Source organism: Paenibacillus marinisediminis (genome assembly GCF_054343325.1).
The window spans coordinates 39055-63584 of sequence record NZ_JBTGUH010000005.1 but is presented as its reverse complement, the minus strand read 5'-3'; the positions used below and the strand labels follow the sequence as shown (position 1 = coordinate 63584).

The following is a 24530-nucleotide window of genomic DNA, read 5'->3' as shown; positions in this document are numbered from 1 at the left end:
GATGCGTTTTAGTTTGGTGAGTGAGAATTGAATGTTGAGAATGCCCAAAGTCGGAGGTCCTTGGTACATAAGGGTTTCTGGCTTTGTTTGTTGAAATTATTCATTTGCCCTGCAACAATAAAATGATTTATTAACTCTCTTTAATAGATGCATTCTATAGATTACCCGCCTAAATGTGCTAATTCCTCTAAAGATAATTTCGCAACAATTTCATACCCATTACCTAGTCCGTGAGGCTTTACAACAACAGTTCCCATACTCGGGATTGGACCCAACCCAACACCAGTTGGGAAGCTATGTGCAATGATAACTTTATTACTGCCTATTGGAGGTTGGCTTTCTAGTACCGCATTTAGATCATTCAATATCCTTGTCTTTTCTATAGGGCTTAGATTATCGTCTAATCTGTATATCTCGTATCCAATTGGATTGATATGAATTTCTTTGTCTCTAAAGGCTAGCGCAGCAGTTTCTATCGTTCTGCAGAAAGGACTGCTTTCGATAGGAGAAGTAACAGGTATACGTAATCTTCGAAATATTTCACCGTAAACAGCCGCTTGTCTTCTTCCTTCATCGGATAGATTGCGTTGAGTAGTACAATCCTGAAAATTTAGATGAGGTTGATCTGACCCTACGTTTGCATCTCCGTGCCTAACATAAAGAATATAGCCTCCATCTTGGAGCGAATTCAACAGTGATCTATTTTCTGTTGGTTCCTGATGATAAATCACGCCATTGTATTCAATGTAATTTCTGTTTTCGCCTACTATCATTGCTTTGTATTGGAATGCTCGTGCCAAGCTTGAAAATTGCTGTTCAGCGTATTGATAATACAATATTGGATTGTTAGCATAGGTTATTCTCTCCTTACATGGAGTCCTATATGGATTAGTCATTCATACTGTATGCCGAATATGGAAAAAGTTTCGCGGTATGCTTCTCAGTATGAAATCAACAAATCAAACATTATGCTGCCCGTCAGATGACTAATATTATCCTACTACAACGGTTGTTTAGTTTTTTCTGAAAGCGTTCGTGGTTGTAAAACGAAACGTATTTTTGGATAGCCCTTTTTTTATATGATCCGATAGACACATTCTTTTAATAGGCAATCCTACTAAGGACCTTTTGTGGTAAAAGGAACGAAATTTTAATTGGAATCAACTAACTTATTTGTACTATGATCTTATGTTTTTAGACTAGAGGAAATAAAAGCGTTTTCACTATAATATTATTGTACTGCAAAATACTAGGTTGAACAGACTGCATCAGTGTGGAACCAATATTTTGCCTATAGAAGCGTTTATCGTTTCTATAAATTTAAACAGAGGAGCTGTGACCATGAAGGCAACATCCAAGAAGCGCATAGCCATTGCATTAGCATCTGTCTTAACTCTCGGTACATTTATCCCTAATGCTGCGATCGTACAAGCTGGAGGAGACACCCTGCCGCCTCGTCAAGGGGAACAAGGCTTTAAAGGGACAAATCAGCCGGTGTATCATGGGTATCGGAAGCAGAATATTTTAGATTGGACACCTCAATCTGATGAGTATTATGAATTTATGAGAGCAGAAGTTCCACTTCAGCAGCGAAATGAACCCTTTAAACCAACTCAGGCTAACCCTATGCTGGACCAAGAAGTACAAAGCTTGGCTTTAACAGGGGACTATGGAAATGAATTTTTTAATCCGACTATTTATAATGATCAATTCTCTCAATATTTGTTCAATTTCTGGCAGTATGTAGATTATACTGCTTCATGGCATGGAGTTGTAACTAACCCGACGCCAGACACTTTATTTAATCCAGAAGCCGATTGGTGGCAGCGAGAATATGAGTTTGGAATCTTAAATATCCCAAACCCGGCTTATACGAATGCTGCGCATAAGAACGGAGTTAAATCTCTGGGATGTATCTTCTTCCCAAGATCCGAGCATACGGATGACTATATTTATAAGGATGAGAATGGACGTTTCCCATTGGCCGACAAATTTGTTGAAATGGCCAAGTATTACGGCTTCGACGGTTATTTTGTGAATGCGGAAGAAACGCTTCCTGCAGACTTTATGCCGGTATATGAAGAGTTTATTCGTGCGATGACTTCACAAGGTATTTATGTGCAAGTGTATGCGTCTAACCGCTATGGACAATACAACCAGAGCACATGGGGGAAAATTGACTACGCAAACAAGACAGCCAAAGAGTTCAGCAACTGGATCAAAGACCCTAGTGATGAGACGATCGCAGCCCACTCGCTGTACATGAATCCTGATCCAAGCAAAGCTATGGTTGACAGTTCAGTTGCGACGATGGAGTCACTTGGTTTGGATGCTAGAAATACGGTGTTTAATACGCTTGAAGCTGGTCAAACTGGATTTAGCGGCACCCGTGGATCATTGTACAATACATACGATGAGAATCTCGTACCTAGAACGGGCATCGCGACTTTAGGTAGTTCTACCGTATTTGAACATCTGGACGAGCAGCTATTTGGTCATTCGGGACCGAATAAATATTCGGAAAATAGACGTGGAAACCCAGATTACTACAAATATATCACAGCGAGAGAAAGAGCATGGTGGTCTGGTTCGGCAAATGACCCGACATATAACGAAGGTAAAGGCACATTGGATTCAGCCAATTTGACGCATGACCAACTGTTGGATGCGGTGCTGAACGCGACTCCAGATCCTGTTCAAACAGCCAATGATCCCGAACGCGGCAAGCCAAACGCAGGCAAACAGTATAAGACTTGGCCAGGCATGGCAGCGTATATCTCGGAACGATCGGTTATTGATGGCTCGAATTTCTCCACCAACTTTAATACCGGACATGGTATGCAGTATTTTGTAGATGGACAAGTTTCGAATGATCATGAATGGTCGAATATTAACATTCAAGATATTCTTCCAACTTGGCAATGGCGAATTGACACAGAAGGCACTCGCTTAAATGTGGACTATGACTATGGCACGAAATATAGCTCAGGACACGATTATACATCGGTTGGCGGATTCAACGGTGGCAGCTCGTTGGTCGTGTACGGTGATCTGGATGCGGCGAACTTCGTAGATCTATACAAAACGAAGCTAGATATTAAACCTTCTTCGAAGTTAAACATTACTTATCAGAAACCATCCGCAACCGATGCAAGCAGCGTTAAAGTCGGATTAATATTTGAAGATGATCCTTCCAACGTGGTATATGTGGATATTCCAAGCGGCGCGAACAAGAAGACAAACGGCTGGGAGCAAAAGAACATCAGCTTGTCCGCATATGCTGGCAGAACATTAGCTGCATTCGGTCTGTCCTTTACACCGGAAAATGGCACAATTCAAGATTATCAATTTAACGTCGGTGAGATCACGATTACAGATAATCACTTAGCGAAACCGAAAGCGCCGACCGGCCTGAAGATTGATAAATCCTTTGACACTTCGGAGATGTATATTTCTTGGGATTTAGAGGACTACAGTAAAGTTCAAAAGTACAATGTGTATGCGAAATATGAAGACGGCAAGAAAGTATTCCTTGGCGGAACCTATGATGATGTGTACTATATCAAGGACTTATACAATCCTAAAGGTACCGTTGAGATCTTGGTTACTGCCGTTGGTGCAGATGGACGTGAAGGCCAGCCAGCTGTAGTGAAGAAGGACTTTACAAACATTGTAAACGGCATTACGACCCAAGAGAAGGAAGGATCAATTGCACTTTCCTGGAAAACACCTAATGTGAAGCATGAGAAAGTAAGAGTAGATGTGAGCTCTAACTACTCACATGACGGTGTTCAGACAGCTACTTTGGATAAAGGAACTACATCCGCTGAAATTAAAGTTCCATATACCGATGGCAGCGCGTATACAGCAAGAATCTCGCTGTTGGATAAGAAGGGTAATGTGATCACTTATACGGATGTTACTGGTGTGTTGGTAGATAACCATTCCGATGTATATGAAGGCGTTGCAACCTTGAAGGGCTCTTATGTGAAACTTTCGGGTCCTACCTCAGATGACTGGTGGCATCTGTATGCCTCACAGAATGGTAAGCCGATTACCTTTAAAGATAACCGAGCTTATGCGATTCGAGGCGTTGATGATTTGACCCAGCTCAAGGTTGTGGGCAGCTCAGGTGTGATCGAAGTGGTGCTGGAGGACTTCAATGGAAACAAGTCTGAGCCAGTGCAGATTACTTTTGGTAAGTAAACTGTTAAGCTATTACTCGGTTAACTGAACATTTCCAAAACAAAAGCATCTCTTGAAGATGAAATAATTGTTGTTAGAACCAGTAGAAACGAATTACCTTGTTTCTACTGGTTCTTTTATTATGAGCATTTTGCATTACTCGCCGCTTCTCATGGAGAGGAGATAACAGGGAAAACCCTCCTACGCAGCCTATCCGGCTGGCTTGCGGCACTCTGCGGATGAGATAACAGGGAATTTCCCCGTTACAGCACTTGCGACCTTTCATGGAGATGAGATAACGGGGAAAAACCCTCTTACGCAGCCAATCTGGCTGGCTTGCTACACCCCGCGGAAGAGATAGCAGGGAAATTCCCCGTTACAGCGCTCGTCCCCACTCATGAGAGAGTAGATAACGGGGAAAAACCCTCTTTCGGAGCAAATCCGGCTGGCTCGCTCCGCTCTGCGAATGAGATAACAGGGAATTTCCCCGTTACAGCGCTCACCCCACTCATGAGAGAGTAGATAACGGGTAAATTCCCTCTTTCACAGCCCATCCAGCTTGCTCATATTTAAGAGACTTCACCACAAGTTAAACGACTACAATTCTCCATGCCCGAAGTACATGCTTCCATATGTACAAGTCGAAAACGTCGATATAATTGAAATGAAGGAAAGGGCTTTCAACTATTCATTATCCTAGACACCGCATGTTTGTTTATACCAACAATCGGAGGAGGTGTATGACAGGGTAACGAGCTTCATTCAGATCGAGAGAGAATGGAGAAAGTCTATTTCGAACCACTAGATTCTAACCACCATAAGGAAAGCCTTCAGAAACCTTCGTTATACTTATCGATCTCCTGCAAGTGAGTCAGTCTACAATGCAATCCCACCTGAATTCCATGAATCACCGAACATCTCGTCCTCTATTAATCTCTTAATTCTCAGCATTAACAGGTGTTAGCATACTAATCTGCAAACAGGCTCATTTCTTCGCAATTGATCATGATCACGATGTATATCCATTTACTCTGTTGTTACGTGTTTGGCCTTTATGGGTTGTTTACCAGCAAGCTATATGGAAGAAACAAACGGAGGTGTTTACTGATCATGCGTTTCAAGAAATTTACCATGGTCCTTCTATGCTTACTACTTCTGATGACAAGCGTTTCAACGGCTTCGGCGGACACAGCGGATAAGAAGCCGGTCCCTGAGCCAAGAAACTTAGCCGCAGGTTTACCTTATGTATTGTCTGAAGCGCCTCACAGCGCTTACTCTGACAGCGGCAATGAATTAACGGACGGTAAATATGGCAGCTTAGAGTTCTGGGATCAGAATTGGCAAGGACATGCCAGAGGGAAGACCCGCACTGTAACGTTTGACCTGGGCGAGAACAAATCAATCAGCCGCATCAAAGCCCACTTCTTGCACGACACTGCCCCAGGCATCATGCTGCCGATGGACGTGTCCTATTACGTTTCGATGGACGGAGAGAACTGGGGACTCCTCTCACATGTCGGTGCTGACACTGCTTTTTGGAAATGGTCACCACCTAAATTGCATGATTTTATATGGGACGGGTCAACCGATGGATTGCCTCGCGGGAACCCACATGCGACCATGGCATATGCACGGTATGTTAAGGTAACTTTCACAATGGAGATGTTTGTTTTTATAGATGAGATTGAAATTATGGGAGTTGACGGCAAAGTTCAAGGCGCCAATCCTGTTCCACCAGACCATACGGCGTATTTGAAGCCAGGACAAGCCACAGGCGGCATTCATGACTTGGTTCTCATCCCTAACAGTTATTATCCAGACAACATGGGCGACTGGACCAAAGAAGAATTGATCCCTTATATCAGTTATGTCGATAGTAACGGCGAACCGCAGGATTGGTTCTACGACGGGCTGCTGTTCTGCCCGAACTATGCGCCGTCCTACCGCAAATTTGCGACAGATCCGCCAGCAAACAAGAGCGACTGGCAGTGGTACGCCGACAAAACATTTGCCGCGGGCGGAGATTTGCAGAATCTGAACGAGGCGGTCAAGGAAGTCGGGGCGAAGCTCGGTCAGCCGAATCATAAGGTAAACGTTGTGCTGACGATCCCGTATCCGGTTGAATCGCAAACGGACTTCGGCGATGTCGACGGCGACGGAATTTCGGAAAACTTCAATTCGGAAGCCATTGGCGTCGATGCGGCGTACAACAATAAGCTGAAAACGATACAATGGCATGTAGACGACCTTATGAAGAAGTGGAATGACAGCAATTTTTCCCACCTGAATCTTAGCGGATTATATTGGTTGAACGAAAACGTCGAACCATCCACACCGAGGGAAAAGGACTTGATCCGTGCGACAAGCGATATCGTTCACCAGCTGAATCTGAAGTTTTTCTGGATTCCTTATTTCCAATCTAATTCCGTCTTCGAATGGAAAGAGTTAGGCTTTGATGCCGCTGCGTTGCAACCTAACCATTTCTTCTTCCAACATGGAGAATACCGTATTCAAGATACAGCGGAGCGTATCAAACAATATGGAATGGGCTTCGAAATGGAAACCGACGAGGACATGAACAAAAGCTACGGGCTCCGACAGAAATATGCGGAATATTTGAATGGCGGAGTGGATTATGGTTATATGCACAATACATTCAAGGCATATTACCAGGGAATTCTTGCGCTGTATAATGCTTCGCAAAGTAAAGACCCGGATGTGCGCGATAACTATGAATGGATGTACCAGTTCGTTAAAGGGACCTATACGAAGCACCAGGGCGGACCTGCCGACGGCTCGAAGAATTTGGTTGCGGGTATGAGCTATACGATTTCAGCTCCTGCATCGGAGGGGTATCCTGATTCCGGGCAAGAACTTACGGATGGCTTCTTCGGCGGAACCGATATGTTCGACTGGAAATATCAAGGCCATGTAAACGGAGGCTCAAGGGATGTTGTGTTCGATCTCGGCGCCGAGAAGTCGATTGGCATGGTACGCGCTGACTTCTTCGAATATGGCGATGCCGCGATTCTGTTCCCTGAGAAGATATCCGTATCCGTATCCGATGACGGACAGACGTGGATTCCGGTTGGCGAAGCGAACACGATATACCCTCCGGGGACGTTTATGAAAACAAGCCAGACGCAAATGTACGTATGGAACGGAAGCAAGGTAGGAATACCTGGGCATCCTGGCGCGGCCAAGGCGTATGCTAGGTACGTGAAAGTAACGTTCCCGGTGGAGCGGTTTGTATTCCTCGATGAAATTGAAGTGTATGGTCTCGACGGCAAAACAGAGGATGCAGTAAAGCTACCATAAGCTAATCTACCAATAAACGCTATAAAGCCACATGTGAGTGTAACAACTCCATGTGGCTTTTCTTTTTTTCATATTTTAAGAGGGAGCGCTTTCGTTATTTGGAAATGTTTGATATTGTGGAATAAAAGCAAGCCATAAGGTTGATATATACTATTCATCCATATCTTTGAAACTAGAGACCTCCAAGGCAAGGTGGATGCGATGACGTTAAAGGTAAGAATTTTTATTATCTTTCTATTAGGCTCGTTAATTCCTTTAATATGTATCAGCATGATCTCTTACTTTACGATCAACTCGATTCTAGCCAATAAGATTGAAACAGGGATCAGGAGCAATCTGAAGCAGGTATCTCTATCATTAGAGAATTCAATCAACAGCCTAAACCATATATCTCAACAATTTGCTTATGAAGGCACGATCGTAAGAGAGCTTGAAGAGCTCATGCGGACCGAGGAGCCTTTTCATCGGATGAAGCTGCAGCACCAGTTCATGAGCAAGCTGAACTTAATCACCTTTACGAATCCAGATGTCGGATTGACGTTGTATTATTTTAAGAATGATAAAACGTACCGGTTCGAAAATCTGCCTGTGAAATATAGCTTCTCACCTGAGAAGCAGCCTCTTTTCGCTCAATTTTACGGAATTTCCTATTACGGACCTCATGAAAGCTTTAATCGACTGGATAACAAATATGTACTATCAGCATTACGAAAAGTAGATTACCCAGAACGCAATGATGTGTACGTATATATTGAAATGGGACTGCGATTGGTACAGGATATGCTGGATAACGATCAATCCAAAAATAGTATTTCCCATGTCATCTTAGATAGCAATGGGAGAATCTCCTATAGCGAAGTACCGAATTTGTTCAGGAATGGCAAAACGTATCCCGAATTTTCAAATGGAGATACTTCAGGCTATAACAACGGCCATTACTGGTATAAGCAGGAAAGCGCTCAAGGCTGGAGTGTCGTTTCAGTCGTTGCAGAAGAAGACTTCAATAAAGAGAAAAATCGCTGGATTATCCAGATAACGTTGTTCACGCTAATCTTTATTGTCATAACGCTATTGCTGGCATGGCTAATGTGGAAGATGGTGTACAGGCCGCTCAACCAGTTCCAGACGGAAATTAAAACGATCACACATGCCCAATCCCAAACTAATGTTGAACAGACGAATATACCTGAATTTGACTTTTTGCTGCGACAATTTCAGAACATGAAGGAACAAATCTGGGAATTGTTCAATGAGATAAAGGGGAAAGAGAAACAGCGGGTTGATCTTGAGGTGGAAAAGCTGCTGTACCAGATTAACCCCCATTTCTTGATGAATACGCTCGATACCGCACACTGGCTGGCGGTCATGAACGGACAGCATGAAATCGATCGTCTGGTGCAATCTTTGAATAAATTACTCTATTACAATCTAGGTAAATTAGGTCGACCATCAACCATAGAAGAAGAAATCGATGCGATCAAGCAGTATTTGGTGTTACAGCAAATTCGATATGACTTTAAATTTGACGTTCGAATCCATGTGGATGAGGATGTGCTGAAAAAGCAGGTCCCGCGATTCATCCTGCAGCCGCTCGTTGAAAATTCACTGTATCATGGTTTGAATGATGACGGGCATATAATAGTAGATGTCAGGTTGAAGGATGGCATTGAGATCGCTATTCATGATAACGGCATGGGAATATCCGAAGAGTCGATTCATAAATTGCTGAACAATACGACCGCTGAACATCAAAAGGTTGGAATGGGAATCGGAATGAATTATGTCAAACGCACAATAGAGTCTCAATATGAAGGGAAAGCAAAGCTGGAAATAAAAAGCGAGATTGGGAAGGGAACGAGCATCTATTTAACTTTTCCGATTGAAGAGGTGAGCATACAACATGATTAAAGTGCTTGTCGTAGATGACGACAAATTGGTCCGCAAAGGGCTCATTTCGATGATGCCTTGGCAAGATTTCAACATGCAGGTCGTTGGCGAAGCGAACAATGGGGAGAAAGCATTGGAGCTTCTGGAAGCACAAGAGGTTGATTTATTGTTAACCGATCTAGCTATGCCTGTCATGTCCGGAATTGAATTGATGAGAATCGTCCGTAAAAGGTACCCGGAGATCCATATCGTCGTTTTGACCTTACATCAAGATTTTGAATATATACAAGAAGCGCTCCGCATAGGGGCCATAGATTATATAGCGAAGGTCGAGCTCGAGAAAGAACAATTAGAGGAAGTCCTGGGAAGGATCGAAGGCCGGATTCGTGAGCAGACGATTAAACGTTGTCAGAGTGAATCAGAATCACGGCTATTCAACGAGGGATGCGCAGTTTTTTGTTTAGACAGTGTTTCCTGCAGCCAGTTGAGCAAAGATCTAAAGTTTCCCGAAAATGTAAGCGTGATCGAAGTGGATCGAGGCAGTTGGCTGTTATTTTCCAAAGAAGGTGATGATCGTCATCTCGTTCAACAAGTACATAGCAGAGTGAAACCATTGGAAAACGCTATGTTGATTGAACTGGCTGATATAAAAGGACTGTCACGGAACGAAGTAGAGCGATGGATTAGGGATTATAGAGAAAGAGAATTGTTCTATGACTACCATCCGGACAACAAAATCATAAACATATGCATTCACAGAAGATATCAACAACAGCCCGAACCGCATGACGAGAGTCTAGAAGCATTGAAGAAGTTGCTGCTTTCTTCGAAGTGGATGTTTAATGATTATTTGTTCCATAAACTCGTTCGTAAATTAAAGGTATTCCGACTGCCGCAAGCCAAGCTCATTGGACTCTTGTATGCCTTTGTAAGTGAGTGGAACCGTTCTTTTTCTCAAACCGTGCTAGGGGAAATAAAGCTGATCGAGCCTATTCATTCCTGGTTCCAAATTGAGCTATGGATGGAGGAAGTTCGCAGATTGATTCAGAATGCAGCGGATAAAACCAGCTACTCGCAGGAAATCATCGATTGCATTCTTAAAGCGGAGCAAATGATGTGGTCTGAAATGGATCAACAGTTGACTGCCGCAGAAGTGGCTAAACGAATGAATATAAGCCGAAGCTATTTCAGCCAATGCTTTAAAGATATTATCGGGAATACGTTTAATGATCATATCCGAATGATTCGAGTGGAGAAGGCGAAACAGTATTTGCTCTGTACGAACAAAACCATTCAATGGATTGCAGAACAGACGGGGTACATGGATGAAAAGTATTTTAGCCGTACCTTTCGAGAGCTTACGGGCGTGCTTCCAAGCGAATACCGGCTTAATAAACGTTCAAACATATAAATAACACCGAACTAAAGAGGAGATCAAATGCAGACCAAAAGCGTCAAGATAGTCATTATCGTATTGTTGATATTGATATCTGCTTGTGGCAGATCAAGTACGCATCATTCCGTTTCTATGACGGAAAGTGAGGAATATCTTCCATTCGGTAAATACGAGGAACCCGTTACATTAAGTGTCGGAATGGGGGTAGACCCTAATTTTAAATCTTACATGGGGGATACTCCGGCTAATAATCCTTGGGTTGAGGCTATAAAAGATACGTTAAATGTAAATATCAAAGTCGATTGGATCGTCACCAATCAGAATATGAAGCAGAAGATGGACTTGGCGATTACGAGCAATACGCTGCCGGATGCGATGGTCGTCTCTCAATTCCAACTCAACCAAATGGTCAAGGCCGATGAGCTTGCGGATTTGACGGAGATTTATGATGAGTATGCATCGCCTGTCATGAAAAGTATTATTGACAGCACAAACGGGGATGCGCTGGAACAGGCCACTTTCAACGGTAAATTGCTTGCTCTTCCATCCGTAAGTGCTGAGGATATCAGCATGATGTGGATACGCAAGGACTGGCTGGATCGACTCGGGCTTCAGCCTCCCACAACAATGGATGAATTGGAAGGAATAGCGAGGGCATTTGTTGAGCAAGACCCTGATAGCAATGGAAGAGCGGATACGGCAGGGATCGTCACGGGCGCTGCTCTCTATGATGATTATCATGCCGGTCCTGATAGCTTTAATTTAGATCCTATCTTTTCCGCTTATAACGCTTACCCAGGTTTTTGGCTGAATGATGCTGAAGGCAACCTAGTCTATGGGTCGATCCAGCCGGAGACGAAGGAAGCGCTTGCCAAGTTGCGCGATCTGTACGCCAACAAACTGATCTATCAGGAGATAGGTATTAGCGAATCCGTCGCAGAAGTCGTAATTGACGGTAAAGCTGGAATCTTTTTCGCTCCGTACACAGGAGGATATTGGCCGGTACCGGAAGCGTTGAAGAACAATCCAAGAGCAAACTGGCAAGCTTATGCTTTGCCTCTCGATGCGAATGGGAAGTATAGTGCCAAAGTGTTTCAGCCGACGAAATCGTTTGTTGTCGTTCGTAAAGGCTATAAGCATCCTGAGGCTGCTATTAAAGTAGCGAATCTTATTCTGAGAGACGAGTATAAATACGGGGTGGACTTCCAACCTCTTCGGATTTCCATGTCTATGCGTGATGAGATTTCTTTTTCAGTAGAAGCCTTGAATGATGTATTAACGGGAGTTCGCAAGAAAGAGGATTTCGCGGATAAAGTTACATATACACAGCTGCATAATGACTTGTATACCATAAGAAATACAAAATTGATGCCATTTGATCTTACGGATATCGAATACTGGTATACATGGGACAACAATTTCAAACGGGCTTATTCTCTGTTGGTAGGTGGAAGAAATCTGCTTGATCCGAAGCTGAACAAAATAAGCAGTGTTTATAATTCATATACGGAAACGATGGAAACCCAATGGCGGCATCTGTTGGACTCGGAAAAAGATGTGTTTACTCAGATCATTATGGGAGTCGCTCCGCTCGAAGCATTTGATGAATGGGTCATGGACTGGAAGGAGAAAGGCGGCGATCTCATTACGAGTGAAGTTGCAAAGGCGATAAAACAGGAATAATAGATAGAGCATCCAGCTTGGTTTAGGAAGCGGCCTTTACACGCTCGTCGATAAGCAACTTGTCGAGGGGAGGTGTTTAAAGGCCGCTTTTTCTCTAAAATCATATTTCTGCGGAGCTTCCAGACAATGGTGGACTAATGGTGGGTAAACAGGGTGAGTAATGCCGTCAGGATGAAGAACATCCTGGATACAACTCTGAAATCTACAGTCATTTATCTACCTTAACTAGCGACTACTTCCTAACCTAACAAATGGAACATTCACTATAATTTATATATGAAGACGCAACTACGAAGTATAAAAAGAAATGGAGGGTCAACATGAAAAGAAGAATTTCTTTATTGCTTTCATTTGTGTTACTTTTTTCACTTGTGTTGTCCGCTTGTTCATCAGATTCGAATGAAGCTGAACCCGAGAAGACGGATAAGACAGAAACCGTTACTCCAAAAGGGGAGGAGAAAGAAGGAGATAAGGCCGCTGAAGTCAACGGTACTGACGAAGATGGCAACGGAGTTGCGGATTGGCAAGAGAAGCCGATCGAATTGTTATTTGCGCATCGTTACTATGGCGAAAATGACGATACCAATCCGTTGTATCTAAACATCCGGAAGTTTGAAGAAAAGTATCCGAACATCAAAGTCGTTCGCGATCGTCAATTTGCTATTGAGCAAAGCGATACAGATGAGCTCGAAATCTTGACGGCAAGAGCGATGGAAGGAACGCTGCCTGATATATTCTATTCACCGCTTTCAGCTGAAGCGTACGATAGAGAGCTGACGTTAGATTTAACGCCTTTCCTTGAAGCTGACCCAGACTCCAAATGGATCTCTGATAATGCGAGAAGCATTATGAAAACGTATGACGGTAAAGAAACTTACGGGGTAGCTTGGATGTCCGTAGGACAATTCCCGGCTATTAACGTAAAGCTGTTAAAGGAAAATAATATCGCGATTCCACCATATAACTGGACTTATGAAGATTATGAGCATTTGCGTGCGGAAGTAGCGAAGCTCACTCCTAATAAGCCGATCTTCCCTGGAATGATCGACTTTATCGAGATCGGGCCGCACTACTTTGACAGTGTTCCAAACGGTTGGAAAGGGTTCAATACTGATACTCGGAAATTTGATTATACCGATAGCAAACGATTTGGCGAATGGCTCAATCTGGTTTCCAATGAAGGCAAGGAAGGACTTCACTTCTATGACCTGCCTGAGGCAGAAAGAAAGAAAAAGGTTGGAGAATTAAGCTGGTCTTGGGGTGACGGATTAGAAGCAGTCGGAAACGTGTGGTTGTATGGGCTGAGTTCAGATGTGAATGAATTGATCAAAACACGAAAAATGGAAATCGATATCTACCCAATGCCGAAAGCCCCTGAGGGCGGCACAACCGCTATCCGCGCTTACTATGACACGATGAGTATATCCAGCGCATTGGCGGAGGATCCGGTAAAGGCAGAAGCAGCATTCCAGTTAATAAAATGGCTGACATACAGTGAAGAAGGGTTGAAGTCCCGCTGGGCATTGATTGATGAATATAGCAATCTCCCAGAGGATGCGCCGTTAAGAGCGGAAGATCGATTGATGGACTTTATCATGGGCTGGCCGATTACAACCAATCCTGAAGTCTTGAAGCATCATCCTCTCGTTAAGGGATTCCCAGAAGGCAGCAGTTTGGCCATGTTTAATTTCAAAGCGTTCCAAAATGTAGATTTCCAACAGATGCTCTCTAATGCTGTGGCCTTCCCAAGAAACATTCCTGCTGTAGTTAAGGCCTACGAAACATTAAATCCGTGGGAAATTAGAAACGACATCAGAGATGAAGGTAAAAAGTACAGCGATATTGCTCCTGAATGGGACGCATTGTTGAATAAGACACTTGATGATTACTTGAGTGAATACAATAGTAAATAATTTAAGATGAACAATCAATAGTTTCTATTTGAAGATCATTCATTTAGAAACTATTGATTTATTATCAGAAAATTTGGCTTATTTCGAAAAATTGATTCTGTTAGGTTGTGATCAAGTGACGACAAAAAAGAAACTTGTGTATTTTACTGCAGGTCTATTCCTGATCGTAATTGTAGTCGGTTTATTTGTCGGCGGCAATTACATGAAGAAGGACGGCTCTGGAAAAGAGCTATCCAAGGCCGATTATGAACGCAGTGTCGCAGTTGTCGAAGCGTATATCGATAAATACGATGAGGAAAGCAATTACTACAGTGTCTTTAAGAAATGGGAACAAGAGAAGGTGCCCGTTCCGGATCGGAATTACAACATTCTAGCTGCACAAATGAGCGGCGGCCAAGTATACAGTAATGCAAAAAGCGATGGATATGGCGGCGATGTAGTCTATCTCGCACCCAAAGATATCTTAACTTTTGATGTAGATGTTTCTGAGCAAGGGCTGTATGAAATATGGCTTGATTACAACATCACAGGTAAAACTTCATTGATGCCTGAGCTTGATGTCGATGTGAACGGCAAGAATCAGTACAACGAGATGAACGAAGTTAGGCTCGCGATGGATTGGCAGATAGAAGCGGCTGGCTATAAGGTTGACCGTTATGGCGATGAATTGACACCGAAGTCGGAGCTAGTGTCGAAGTGGAAGCAAGAAGGCTTGGCTGATCCTAACTTCTTCTTCTCCGAGCCGCTGAAGTTTCATTTGAACAAAGGAAAAAACACAATCAGCATCACACTGAACGAAGGTTATATTCTAATCGGTAAAGTGGAGCTTAAGAATACGTTAGCCTCCCCAGCGACATATGAAGAATACCGCACGATAAAAAGGGGAACGGAAAAGGGCTCCAACGACCTCGTTACGATCGAGGCTGAAGATGTTTCTCACAAGAGCAGACAAAGTATTCGAACCAAATATGTCAGAGATCCACAAGTTACGCCTTATTCCTACAAACATCGAGTGATGAATGTATTGGACGGCTATTCATTCGGTGAAAGTGGAGACCAGGTATCTTATCAATTTGCTGTAAATGAAAGCGGATACTATAATCTAACGTTCAAATATTCACAAAATACCAATAATGGGATGCCGACAAACAGAAGGATTGAAATTGATGGGGAAGTCCCGTTCAAAGAGCTGGAGAACTATTCATTTGACTATTCAAGCGGCTGGAAGAATGAAACGCTGCAGAATGAAGATGGGGAACCCTATCAAATTTACTTGGAAAAGGGCGATCATACCCTAACGCTATCTATATACAACTCGGATATGAGAGACATCTATCATGAACTGCTTAAGACATTGAAAATTATCGATTCTACAGCTCAAGAAGTGCATCGGTTAACCGGCGGCCTTGTCGACAAAGAACGGAAGTGGAAGATCGAAAAATACATCCCTGAGATAACCACTTATTTGCAAGTGATCGCAGGTAATATCCACGAACAAAAAATAGCTTTGATTGAACAGACCAAGACGGATGATTTGCCGATCATTTCAGAACTGGAGCTTGCTGAGGATCTCATCCGTGATTTTATCGAAGATCCGGAAGACCTGCCGCATTATATGAGCAGATTTAATGAAGGGCAATCATCGGCATACGGCAAGATTAAAACGATACTTCCTATGCTGATCTATAATCCGATGCACCTAGACAAGATATACATCCATGATGGGGGCGAGCTCCCTGCGCCTCAAGCCGGTATGATAACCAGCGTTATGGAAAGTACAAAAGCGTTCTTCTATTCCTTTACGAATCCTAGATATGCAAGCGCTGCGAAAATAGACGATGACACGGTTGATGTATGGGTGAATCAGTCCCGACTGTATGTCGAAATCATGCAGCGGATGATTGACGAAGGGTTTACGCCTGAAACGGGAATCAAAGTCAAATTGTCTCTCCTGCCGGATGAGAACAAGATTGTGTTATCGAATGCGGCGAACAGCACACCTGATGCAGCCTTAGGGGTCAGCCATGGAAAACCTTTCGAGCTGGCGCTCAGGGGTATTATCGAAAACTTAAGAACGTATGATGGATTCTACGATTTGGCTGAACAATTCAATCCCAGCACATTCGTACCCTTCATATATGACGATGGTGTGTATGCTATCCCGGAAACACAAGGCGTCAAATTATTATTTTACCGCAAAGATATCTTGAAGTTCATTGGAGAAGAACCGCCGCAAACATGGGAAGATGTCACCAGCCTCGTTCCTATGCTGCAAAAGTATGATATGAACTTCTATACGCCGCTGGGCTCGGATAGTGCATACAAGGGATTTGACGTTACCCAGCCGTTCATTTATCAATTTGGCGGGAACTTGTATGACTCTACTGGAAGTAAGACGGTAATTAACAAAGACGGAGCCTATCAGGCATTTGAATTTATGACAGACCTCTTTACGGTGTATAACATCCCGATCACAACCTCGGAATTTTTCCAGAGCTTTAGAGACGGAAAGACGCCGGTCGGTATCGGTGACGCGAATACCTATATTCAATTAAAGTACGCTGCTCCTGAGCTTGCCGGACAGTGGGGGATACTTCCGATACCTGGTGTTAAAAATGCAGACGGAGTTATTGAACGCTGGGATCCAACCTACGGAAGCACAAGTATCATCTTCAAGAGCAGCGACAAAAAAGAAGCAGCATGGGAATTTATCAAGTGGTGGGCAAGCGCCGAGACACAAAGCGCGTTCTCCTATAACATTCAAGCGACTCTGGGAGATAAATTCTTATACATGACGGCAAACGTTGAAGGGTTTGAAAAGAGCGCATGGCCTGCCGACTCTAAAGACGTGATCTTGGAGCAATGGAAATGGATTCAAGCAACTGGAAAAGTTCCTGGAGATTATGTGCTGGAACGTGAAATCAGCAATGCATGGAACAAAGTGGTGTTCGACAAACAAAACCCGCGAAGTGCAATCGACAATGCCGTCAAAACCGTCAACAGGGAATTGGAACGAAAATTGAAAGAGTTTGGCTATATCGAGAATGGGAAATTGATCAAACCTTACGTTGTTCCAACGATCGAAAATGTAGAGAATTGGGTGAGAATCAATGGAAAGTAACGTTAGGATAAACGTCGAGGTAAACCGGCAAACGAAAAAAAGATTTTATAAACTGACAGATTCTCCTTATCTATTTATCTTTCCGTATGCTGCGTTCTTTACGCTGCTGATCGTTTTACCGGTAGCTGTTGCGGCGGGGTTATCTTTAACTTATTTTAACACGGTTGAGTTTCCAAAATTTGTCGGATTCCAAAATTTCATCGATCTATTCACAAGCGATACGGTATTTTTGCAGCATGCCGTGTCCAATACATTGTTATATTCCGTCATTGTAGGACCTATCGGATATATGCTGGCGTTCTTGCTGGCTTGGATGCTATCGCAAGTTCCCCATCGAATCAGAACCATCTATACCGTCATTATTTATTCTCCTTCGGTTACGGGGCCTGTCATGATGGGGATTGTATGGAGGGTACTGTTCAGCGGAGACCGCACAGGCTACTTAAACTATTGGCTCCTAGATATGGGCATTATTTCGGAGCCGCTGCAATGGTTGAAATCACCGGAGCTGCTGGTTCCGATCATGATCTTTATCGGACTGTGGGGGAGCATGGGTGTAGGATTTCTGGCTATGCTGGCAGGCTTGCTAAACATTGATAAAGCGTTATATGAAGCTGCCTATATCGACGGTATTCGAAACCGTTGGCAGGAAATCTTCTTTATCACGATTCCATCGATGAAGCCCCAGATGCTATTCGGAGCGGTCATGGCTATCATCGGTACCTTTAACGCATCGGGGGTCGCGGCAACACTCAGCGGTGGTTCACCTCCACCGCAGTATGCCGGATGGTTGATCGTCGACCATGCTAACGACTTTGGATTCGTTCGTTACGAGATGGGATATGCATCTGCAGTCACTATTGTTCTGTTGTGCATCGTTATTTTATTCAATAGAATCAGCTACAAATTGTTTGGCGACAAGGATTAGTCGCACTATTTCCCATTAGCGTGGTGAGAAGAATGGTCAAGATTAACCCGAGTAAACTTCATAAGGATCAATTAGGCTTTCATGTGTTTTTAATTCTGATGAGTATTTTCATGGGGCTTCCCATCATCTTTATCGTGAATCATGCTTTCAAGCCGTTCACTGAGCTGTTCGCGTATCCGCCAAGGTTTTTCGTTCAGAATCCGACGCTTGAGAATTTCCGCCTGTTATTTCAATTCTCATCGGAATCGGGAATACCGGCTTCCAGATACTTGTTCAACAGCTTAGTTACAACGACCGCGGTTATTCTGCTTACCTTGCTTATTAGCTCACTAGCGGCTTTCGCATTGTCGAAGCTGAAATTCAAAGGTAAGGACACCTTTAATAAGGTCAATACGTTGTCGTTGATGCTCGTTCCAGTAGCGGTTGCAATTCCTCGATTCTTAATTATTGAGAAGCTGGGGATATACAATACGTATCTCGCTCACATCATTCCGATGCTGGCGATGCCGATCGGGATCTTCTTGATCAAGCAATTTATGGATCAAGTTCCGGACGATCTGATCGAGGCTTCCAAGATGGATGGGGCAGGGAATTGGCGAGTTTATTGGAATGTGATGTTACCGCTTGTCAAGCCGGCTCTAGTTACGGTTGCGATTCTAACTTTCCAGGCAAGCTGGGGCAATGGCGAGAGTTCGTCCGTCTTTATGGATGACGAGTCCTTGCGGACGCTACCGTTCTACTTGGGTACCTTAATCGGGTCGTCAGGCAATATTGTAGCCGGTGCGGGATTGTCTGCTGTGGCTGGATTGGTGATGTTTGTACCTAACTTGATATTATTTATTATTTTACAAAATAAAGTCATGGACTCCATGGCGCATACGGGGATTAAGTAATATGAGGAAAACACTGAAGTTTTTTACGTCATTTGTGCTTCTGTTCTTCTTTACGTATAATGCCTACGCTGCCGCCGAGGCTCCATACTTCACTTACACGAGTGACAGCGATGGCTTTACTCAGAAGACGCAGACTGCTTATACGCCGACCACGCAGATCAGCGTGATTAACGGTCAGAGGCTAGGGATGCCTGAGCATGTATTTGTTGATGATCAGGACTACGTCTATATTACGGACAGCGCCTTAAACAAAGTGTTTATCTTGGATCAAGATTTTCGCTTTTATAAAGAGCTGACCAGCGATAAGTTCTCAGCCATAAAAAGTACGTTCGTAACCGAACAGTACATCTATGTGGTGGATACGGCGAAGAATACGATTCTAATATTCGACAAGCCGTCTCATACGTTAGTTCAAGAGATCGGTAAACCAGACTCGCCGATCTTTAAGGAAGGCTATGAATTTACACCGACTCACGTCGCGGTTGATATCAGGGGCAATATTTATGTGAGAAGCACGGGTTCTGTAAACGGATTGATCATGTTAAACAGAGACGGGGAGTTTATTACCTTCTTCGGTGCTAACCCGCTGAATGTCCCTTTGCTGGACCAAGTGCGGTCCATCTTCCTGACAGAAGTACAGGAAGCGAAGATTCAGAAGGTATTCTCTGATGTGCCGAACAATCTTGCGATCGATAAGAAAGGCTTTATCTATACAGTTACTTCCTCGATCGAGACCAATCCGATCAAGAAGTTTAACGTATCGGGATCCAATTATTTTCCGGATCGTATCGTTGGATCATTTTCGATGGAGAGCGTGTGGATCGGCAAGCATAATAACGTGTTCTCCGTTAGTTCTGACGGTTGGATATTCGAGTACGACACGAATGGGAAGCTATTGTTTTTGTTTGGAGGGAAAGACTTCAACTCCAGCCGGTTAGGTCTCTTGAATCGACCTATAAGCATCGCGTCCAACTCTTCAGATGAACTAATAGTCGTTGATCAGGGCACGAAGCTGATTCAAAACTATCGCTCAACTGAATTCTCTGACGCCGTTCATAACGCAATGGATGCTTACCAAGACGGTGATTATGCAAAGAGTAGAGACCTTTGGAAGTATACGCTCCAATATAACTCGAAGTTTGACAAAGCCCGCATCGGTTTAGGTGATGCATTCCTCCGTGAAGGTGATACTGCTGGTGCCAGTGAGGAATTCGGCTATGCGAAATATAAGACGGGTATATCGGAAGCCTTTTATGAGATTCGCCAAGCATGGCTGCAAAACAACTTGAACATTGTGTTTGGTGCTCTCCTTGCCATCTTGCTTATTAGTTACACTCATAAAATATTAAATAAGCGCTATGCGTACGGTTCAAAGATAACCGGCAAGCTAAAAGCCTATGTGAAAAAGGTTAAGATCGTCGACGATTTACTCTATGTCTTTACTTTCTTGAAGCAGCCGCTGGAAGGATTCTATCAGATACAGTCTGAGAAAAGGGTTTCAAGGAAATCGTCAACCGTTATATACCTTTTGGTTGTCATCCTTTTCATCTTGCACAATAAGTACACCAATCCATTATTTGTACCCGAACAAGGATTTTATATTGTGTATGAATTATGGATCTTTATCGGGCTTGCCGCATTATGGATGGTGTCCAATTACTTAATCTGCTCCATCTCTGATGGTGAAGGGAAATTTAGGGATGTCTATAACGCTACGGCATACTCCTTGAGTCCAGTGCTTGTCATCATGCCGCTGCTCATTCTGTTCAGCAATGGATTAACGTTAGAGCAGTCGGTATTTTATCATTTGCCGATTCAGGCCATGTTGATCTGGGTCGCATTCCTAATGTTCTTTATGATCAAGGATATTCACAATTATGAGGTCGGTGAAACAATCGGCGTCATTTTTAGAAGCGTATTTACCATGCTGATTATCGGATTGTTCCTATTTGTCATCTATTCGATCGGCAGTCAGTTACTTGGTTTCGTGCAAGATGTGGTTACGGAGGCGAGCAAAAGATGGTTCTAAAAAAATACTTAAAATTCGGAATCGTATTTCTCATACTGGCAGCATTCGGTGTGAACTTCCTGTTGAGCGATGTCCAGGATGTTAAATATGGGATCGCTGCAGCAGAGAGCAACCCTAATAGCTTTGCTGTTAACGATACGCCGAACACATGTGCAATCAAAGCCTCCGCCGCAAAAATTCCGGCTACCTTCAAAAAGGTAGCCGACAATGAACAGTTGGAACTTTATCTTGAGGAAGAGACTGTTGCGATAGCGGTCAAGGATAAATGCAATGGGTATACCTGGTTCTCCTATGACGTCGGTATGGATATGAAAGGGGCAGGATACAGCGCTGATATGATCGCATACATCAAGTCGGGTATCTCCATCATAACCTACGACAAATTTACACCAGGTCGCAGAACGATACTGGGTGATCGGGCGGAAAAGTCATTTCAGCAAACAGAGGATGGATTTATCGCGTCGATTGATTTTGCGAAGGCTCAGATCAAATTTGATGTGGTTGTCACGCTGCAGCAAGGGGATGTAATTGTTAAAATCCCACGTGAGAGCATTCAGGAATATAACCCGAAGTTATGGAAGGCCGGCAACAACGATATTTCATTAAGCGAGATTATTGTGTATCCGTTCTTCGGAAGCACAACGCACAAAGAAGACGGATATATCGTCATTCCTGACGGATCCGGAGCGATTGTGAAGCTGGATGAAGTACCGAAGTACGCAACCGGATATTCAGCTCCTGTGTATGGCCAAGATCCAGGATATGAAGGCACTGCGGAGATGAATTCTAAAAGAATTACGGTAAAGCCTCTGGAAAGAGTGTCATTACCGATTTACGGAATTATTCATGATGTTGATCATGCCGGCGTGTTGGTCATCGCGGAAAACGGCTCTAGCTACGCGACCTACAATTATGAATCAAGGGACTTGCAATCCCAATATTATCAATCGTATTTCACGTATAACTACCGGACGGCATATGCCCAGTTCCAAAGCCGGGTTAAAAAAGATCAGAGTATCCTAGGTTTTCAGGAGCAGCCGAATAAATTTGAACTGGTCCAGCGTTATGTTTTTCTAAGCGACAAGCAAGCAAACTATGTCGGGGTAGCAAAAGGCTTCCGTGATTTCCTGGTCAAGAAAGACGGGTTGAAGAAAACCGAGCTTGCGCATGATAAGGTCCCGATGAGAATTGATTTTATTAATAACGAAATCACCTGGGGAACGCTGGGTATTGAAAATGTGCCGGCGACGAAGTATAAGCAAGCGCAAGAGATTGTGAAGACACTAGTAGATAAAGGTTACGATAATCTGAATGTGATATTCAAAACCTTCATCGCAGATGACTTTTCCTATCGTTTCGACGTCATGAGCAGCCTCGGCGGAAGCAAAGACTTTAAGGAAACGTTGGATTACTTCACCTCTAACCAGATTAAGTTTAGCTATTATGTTGATTATGCCCGATCCTATTTCGAAAAAACGAAATATACAGCGAGCAAAATGAACAGAAAAGATCTAGAAATGATAAATGATACTAAAGGGTTAATGAACTATTTGAATAACCCGAAATATTACAAGACTCTAGCCGAAAAAGATCTCGATGCTTATAAAAAGCATAACATTGGATCGCTGGCATTGGATGGATTCGGAACAGGTCTATTCACTCATTACGATCATGGAACCATTGGTTATTCGAACGAGGGAATGGCTTACACAGAAAATGTGCTGCAGGTTCTAAACGATAGCGGCATAGAAACTGGCATGTATCAGCCTGATGCTTATCTGTATAAATACATCAGCGATTATTACGACGCGCCGATCACTTCTTCGGAACTCATATTCATCGATGCTACCATTCCTTTGGTACCGCTTGTCTTGAGCGGTTATGCGGATATGTATTCACCGTACATGAATCTATCCTCCAACGATGCCGATACCATGCTGCGGTTAGTTGAATATGGAGTCTTTCCGTCCTTTGTATTAACAGGCGAGTCGACCTATGACATTAAATATACCGCATCTAATGATATCTTTACCTCGGAGTTGAAGTATTTAGAGGATCGTATCGATTATTATTACACCTCTATTCGTACAGCGTTGAGTGAGGTATTAGGCAGCGAAATGATCGATCATCGGATTATTGATGCCGGGGTGGTACTGGTTGAGTATGACAATGGCAAGAAGATACTCATCAATTACAACAGTTCGGATTATATCTACGAAGATGTGAAAATTAAATCAAAAGGGTTTGAGATTCTATGAAGACTATTACCGCTAAAGGTAATTCGGAAACAGGAAACGTTAAGCCCAAAAAAATTCGACTGAGCATGAGGAGTAAACAAGGCTTAACTGGCTTACTCTTCATCAGCCCTTGGATTTTCGGTTTCCTTGCATTTGTTGCATACCCGTTGTATCGGACCATCTTCATGAGCTTCAATAATGTTTCCTTTGGATTCAAAACGGGATGGAGATATAAATGGGTCGGACTGGACAATTACAGGAGAATATTGTTTGAAGATATCGACTTTGTCATCGAAGCTCAAAATTACTTTGTCAGCACACTGCTGTATGTTCCGGTCATTATAGCCTTATCGATCATTATCGCCGTACTGCTCAATCAAAAAATAAGAGGGAAGGCGTTTTATCGCCTGCTATTCTTCTTGCCCATCATTATTTTAAATGGTGAGCTGATGAAGAATATGAGCAGTTACGGAGGAATGTCGATCATTGAAAACCGTTTTATTCTGGAAATCATCTACACGGTAATTCCCTCTAAGGGTGTCGTATTGTTGATTGCCGACGTCTTTGAACTCATCGTTCAATTGTTGTGGTATAGCGCCATTCCGATTCTCATCTTCCTGGCGGCGCTGCAGAAGATCAGCAAGAGCTTGTACGAGGCGGCTTCAATCGACGGAGCCTCTCCGTGGACTTCTTTCTGGAAGATTACCTTGCCTACTATATATCCGTTGGTAGGTGTAAGCATGATTTATGTAATTGTATTCCTGGCCAATTTTGAAACGAACCCGATCAACTCCATTATTATGCAGTCCAAGTTCGACGGGTCCAGGCGAGAAGGGTATGCTTCCGCCCTTTCGATTCTGTACTCCTTTGTTCAGGTCGCACTTATATTCATCCTGTACTATACAACTCGCGTTAAGGACTCGAAGGGAAGGTGATCACA

Annotated in this window: 13 protein-coding genes; 12 read left to right on the top strand and 1 reads right to left on the bottom strand. The window is 43.4% G+C overall.

Features of this window, described 5'->3' with window-relative positions; genetic code table 11:
- Window positions 1-161 precede the first annotated feature (161 nt).
- On the bottom strand, window positions 162-896 hold the full coding sequence (locus tag ACXX53_RS13200) for a histidine phosphatase family protein (protein WP_458569118.1): 735 nt from the start codon (window positions 894-896) through the stop codon (window positions 162-164).
- A 445-nt stretch (window positions 897-1341) separates the two neighbouring features.
- On the opposite strand from ACXX53_RS13200, the gene ACXX53_RS13195 reads away from it, so the two are divergent.
- The 12 genes from ACXX53_RS13195 to ACXX53_RS13140 all read left to right on the top strand — a co-directional run bounded on the left by ACXX53_RS13195 (window position 1342) and on the right by ACXX53_RS13140 (window position 24525).
- Window positions 1342-4206, top strand: coding sequence for an endo-beta-N-acetylglucosaminidase (locus tag ACXX53_RS13195; protein ID WP_458569117.1), 2865 nt, complete (start codon window positions 1342-1344; stop codon window positions 4204-4206).
- A gap of 1137 nt (window positions 4207-5343) precedes the next feature.
- Window positions 5344-7503 carry a DUF4855 domain-containing protein gene (locus tag ACXX53_RS13190; RefSeq protein WP_458569116.1) on the top strand — a complete coding sequence of 720 codons (2160 nt, stop codon included), beginning with the start codon at window positions 5344-5346 and terminating at the stop codon, window positions 7501-7503.
- Between the two features lie 201 nt (window positions 7504-7704).
- Window positions 7705-9411 carry a cache domain-containing sensor histidine kinase gene (locus ACXX53_RS13185; RefSeq protein WP_458569115.1) on the top strand — a complete coding sequence of 569 codons (1707 nt, stop codon included), beginning with the start codon at window positions 7705-7707 and terminating at the stop codon, window positions 9409-9411.
- The gene (locus tag ACXX53_RS13180; RefSeq protein WP_458569114.1) at window positions 9404-10801 is read left to right on the top strand and encodes a response regulator transcription factor; all 1398 of its coding nucleotides are present in this window, start codon (window positions 9404-9406) and stop codon (window positions 10799-10801) included. Before ACXX53_RS13185 ends, ACXX53_RS13180 begins: the two co-directional genes overlap by 8 nt.
- A 27-nt stretch (window positions 10802-10828) precedes the next feature.
- Complete coding sequence (locus ACXX53_RS13175) at window positions 10829-12469, top strand: extracellular solute-binding protein (RefSeq protein ID WP_458569113.1); 1641 nt, start codon at window positions 10829-10831, stop codon at window positions 12467-12469.
- Between the two features lie 320 nt (window positions 12470-12789).
- On the top strand, window positions 12790-14382 hold the full coding sequence (locus ACXX53_RS13170; RefSeq protein WP_458569112.1) for an ABC transporter substrate-binding protein: 1593 nt from the start codon (window positions 12790-12792) through the stop codon (window positions 14380-14382).
- A gap of 115 nt (window positions 14383-14497) precedes the next feature.
- Window positions 14498-17503: an extracellular solute-binding protein gene (locus tag ACXX53_RS13165; RefSeq protein ID WP_458569111.1), complete on the top strand. Its 3006-nt coding sequence runs from the start codon at window positions 14498-14500 to the stop codon at window positions 17501-17503.
- On the top strand, window positions 17493-18431 hold the full coding sequence (locus ACXX53_RS13160) for a carbohydrate ABC transporter permease (RefSeq protein WP_458569110.1): 939 nt from the start codon (window positions 17493-17495) through the stop codon (window positions 18429-18431). Before ACXX53_RS13165 ends, ACXX53_RS13160 begins: the two co-directional genes overlap by 11 nt.
- A gap of 32 nt (window positions 18432-18463) precedes the next feature.
- Window positions 18464-19324: a carbohydrate ABC transporter permease gene (locus ACXX53_RS13155; RefSeq protein WP_458569109.1), complete on the top strand. Its 861-nt coding sequence runs from the start codon at window positions 18464-18466 to the stop codon at window positions 19322-19324.
- A gap of 1 nt (window position 19325) precedes the next feature.
- On the top strand, window positions 19326-21353 hold the full coding sequence (locus ACXX53_RS13150) for a YIP1 family protein (protein WP_458569108.1): 2028 nt from the start codon (window positions 19326-19328) through the stop codon (window positions 21351-21353).
- Window positions 21344-23611: a DUF5696 domain-containing protein gene (locus ACXX53_RS13145; RefSeq protein ID WP_458569107.1), complete on the top strand. Its 2268-nt coding sequence runs from the start codon at window positions 21344-21346 to the stop codon at window positions 23609-23611. The genes ACXX53_RS13150 and ACXX53_RS13145 overlap by 10 nt, the downstream gene beginning before the upstream one ends.
- Window positions 23612-23676: 65 nt before the next feature.
- A complete protein-coding gene (locus ACXX53_RS13140) occupies window positions 23677-24525 on the top strand; it encodes a carbohydrate ABC transporter permease (protein WP_458569106.1) in 849 nt (282 codons plus the stop codon).
- The last annotated feature ends 5 nt before the right edge of the window (window positions 24526-24530 follow it).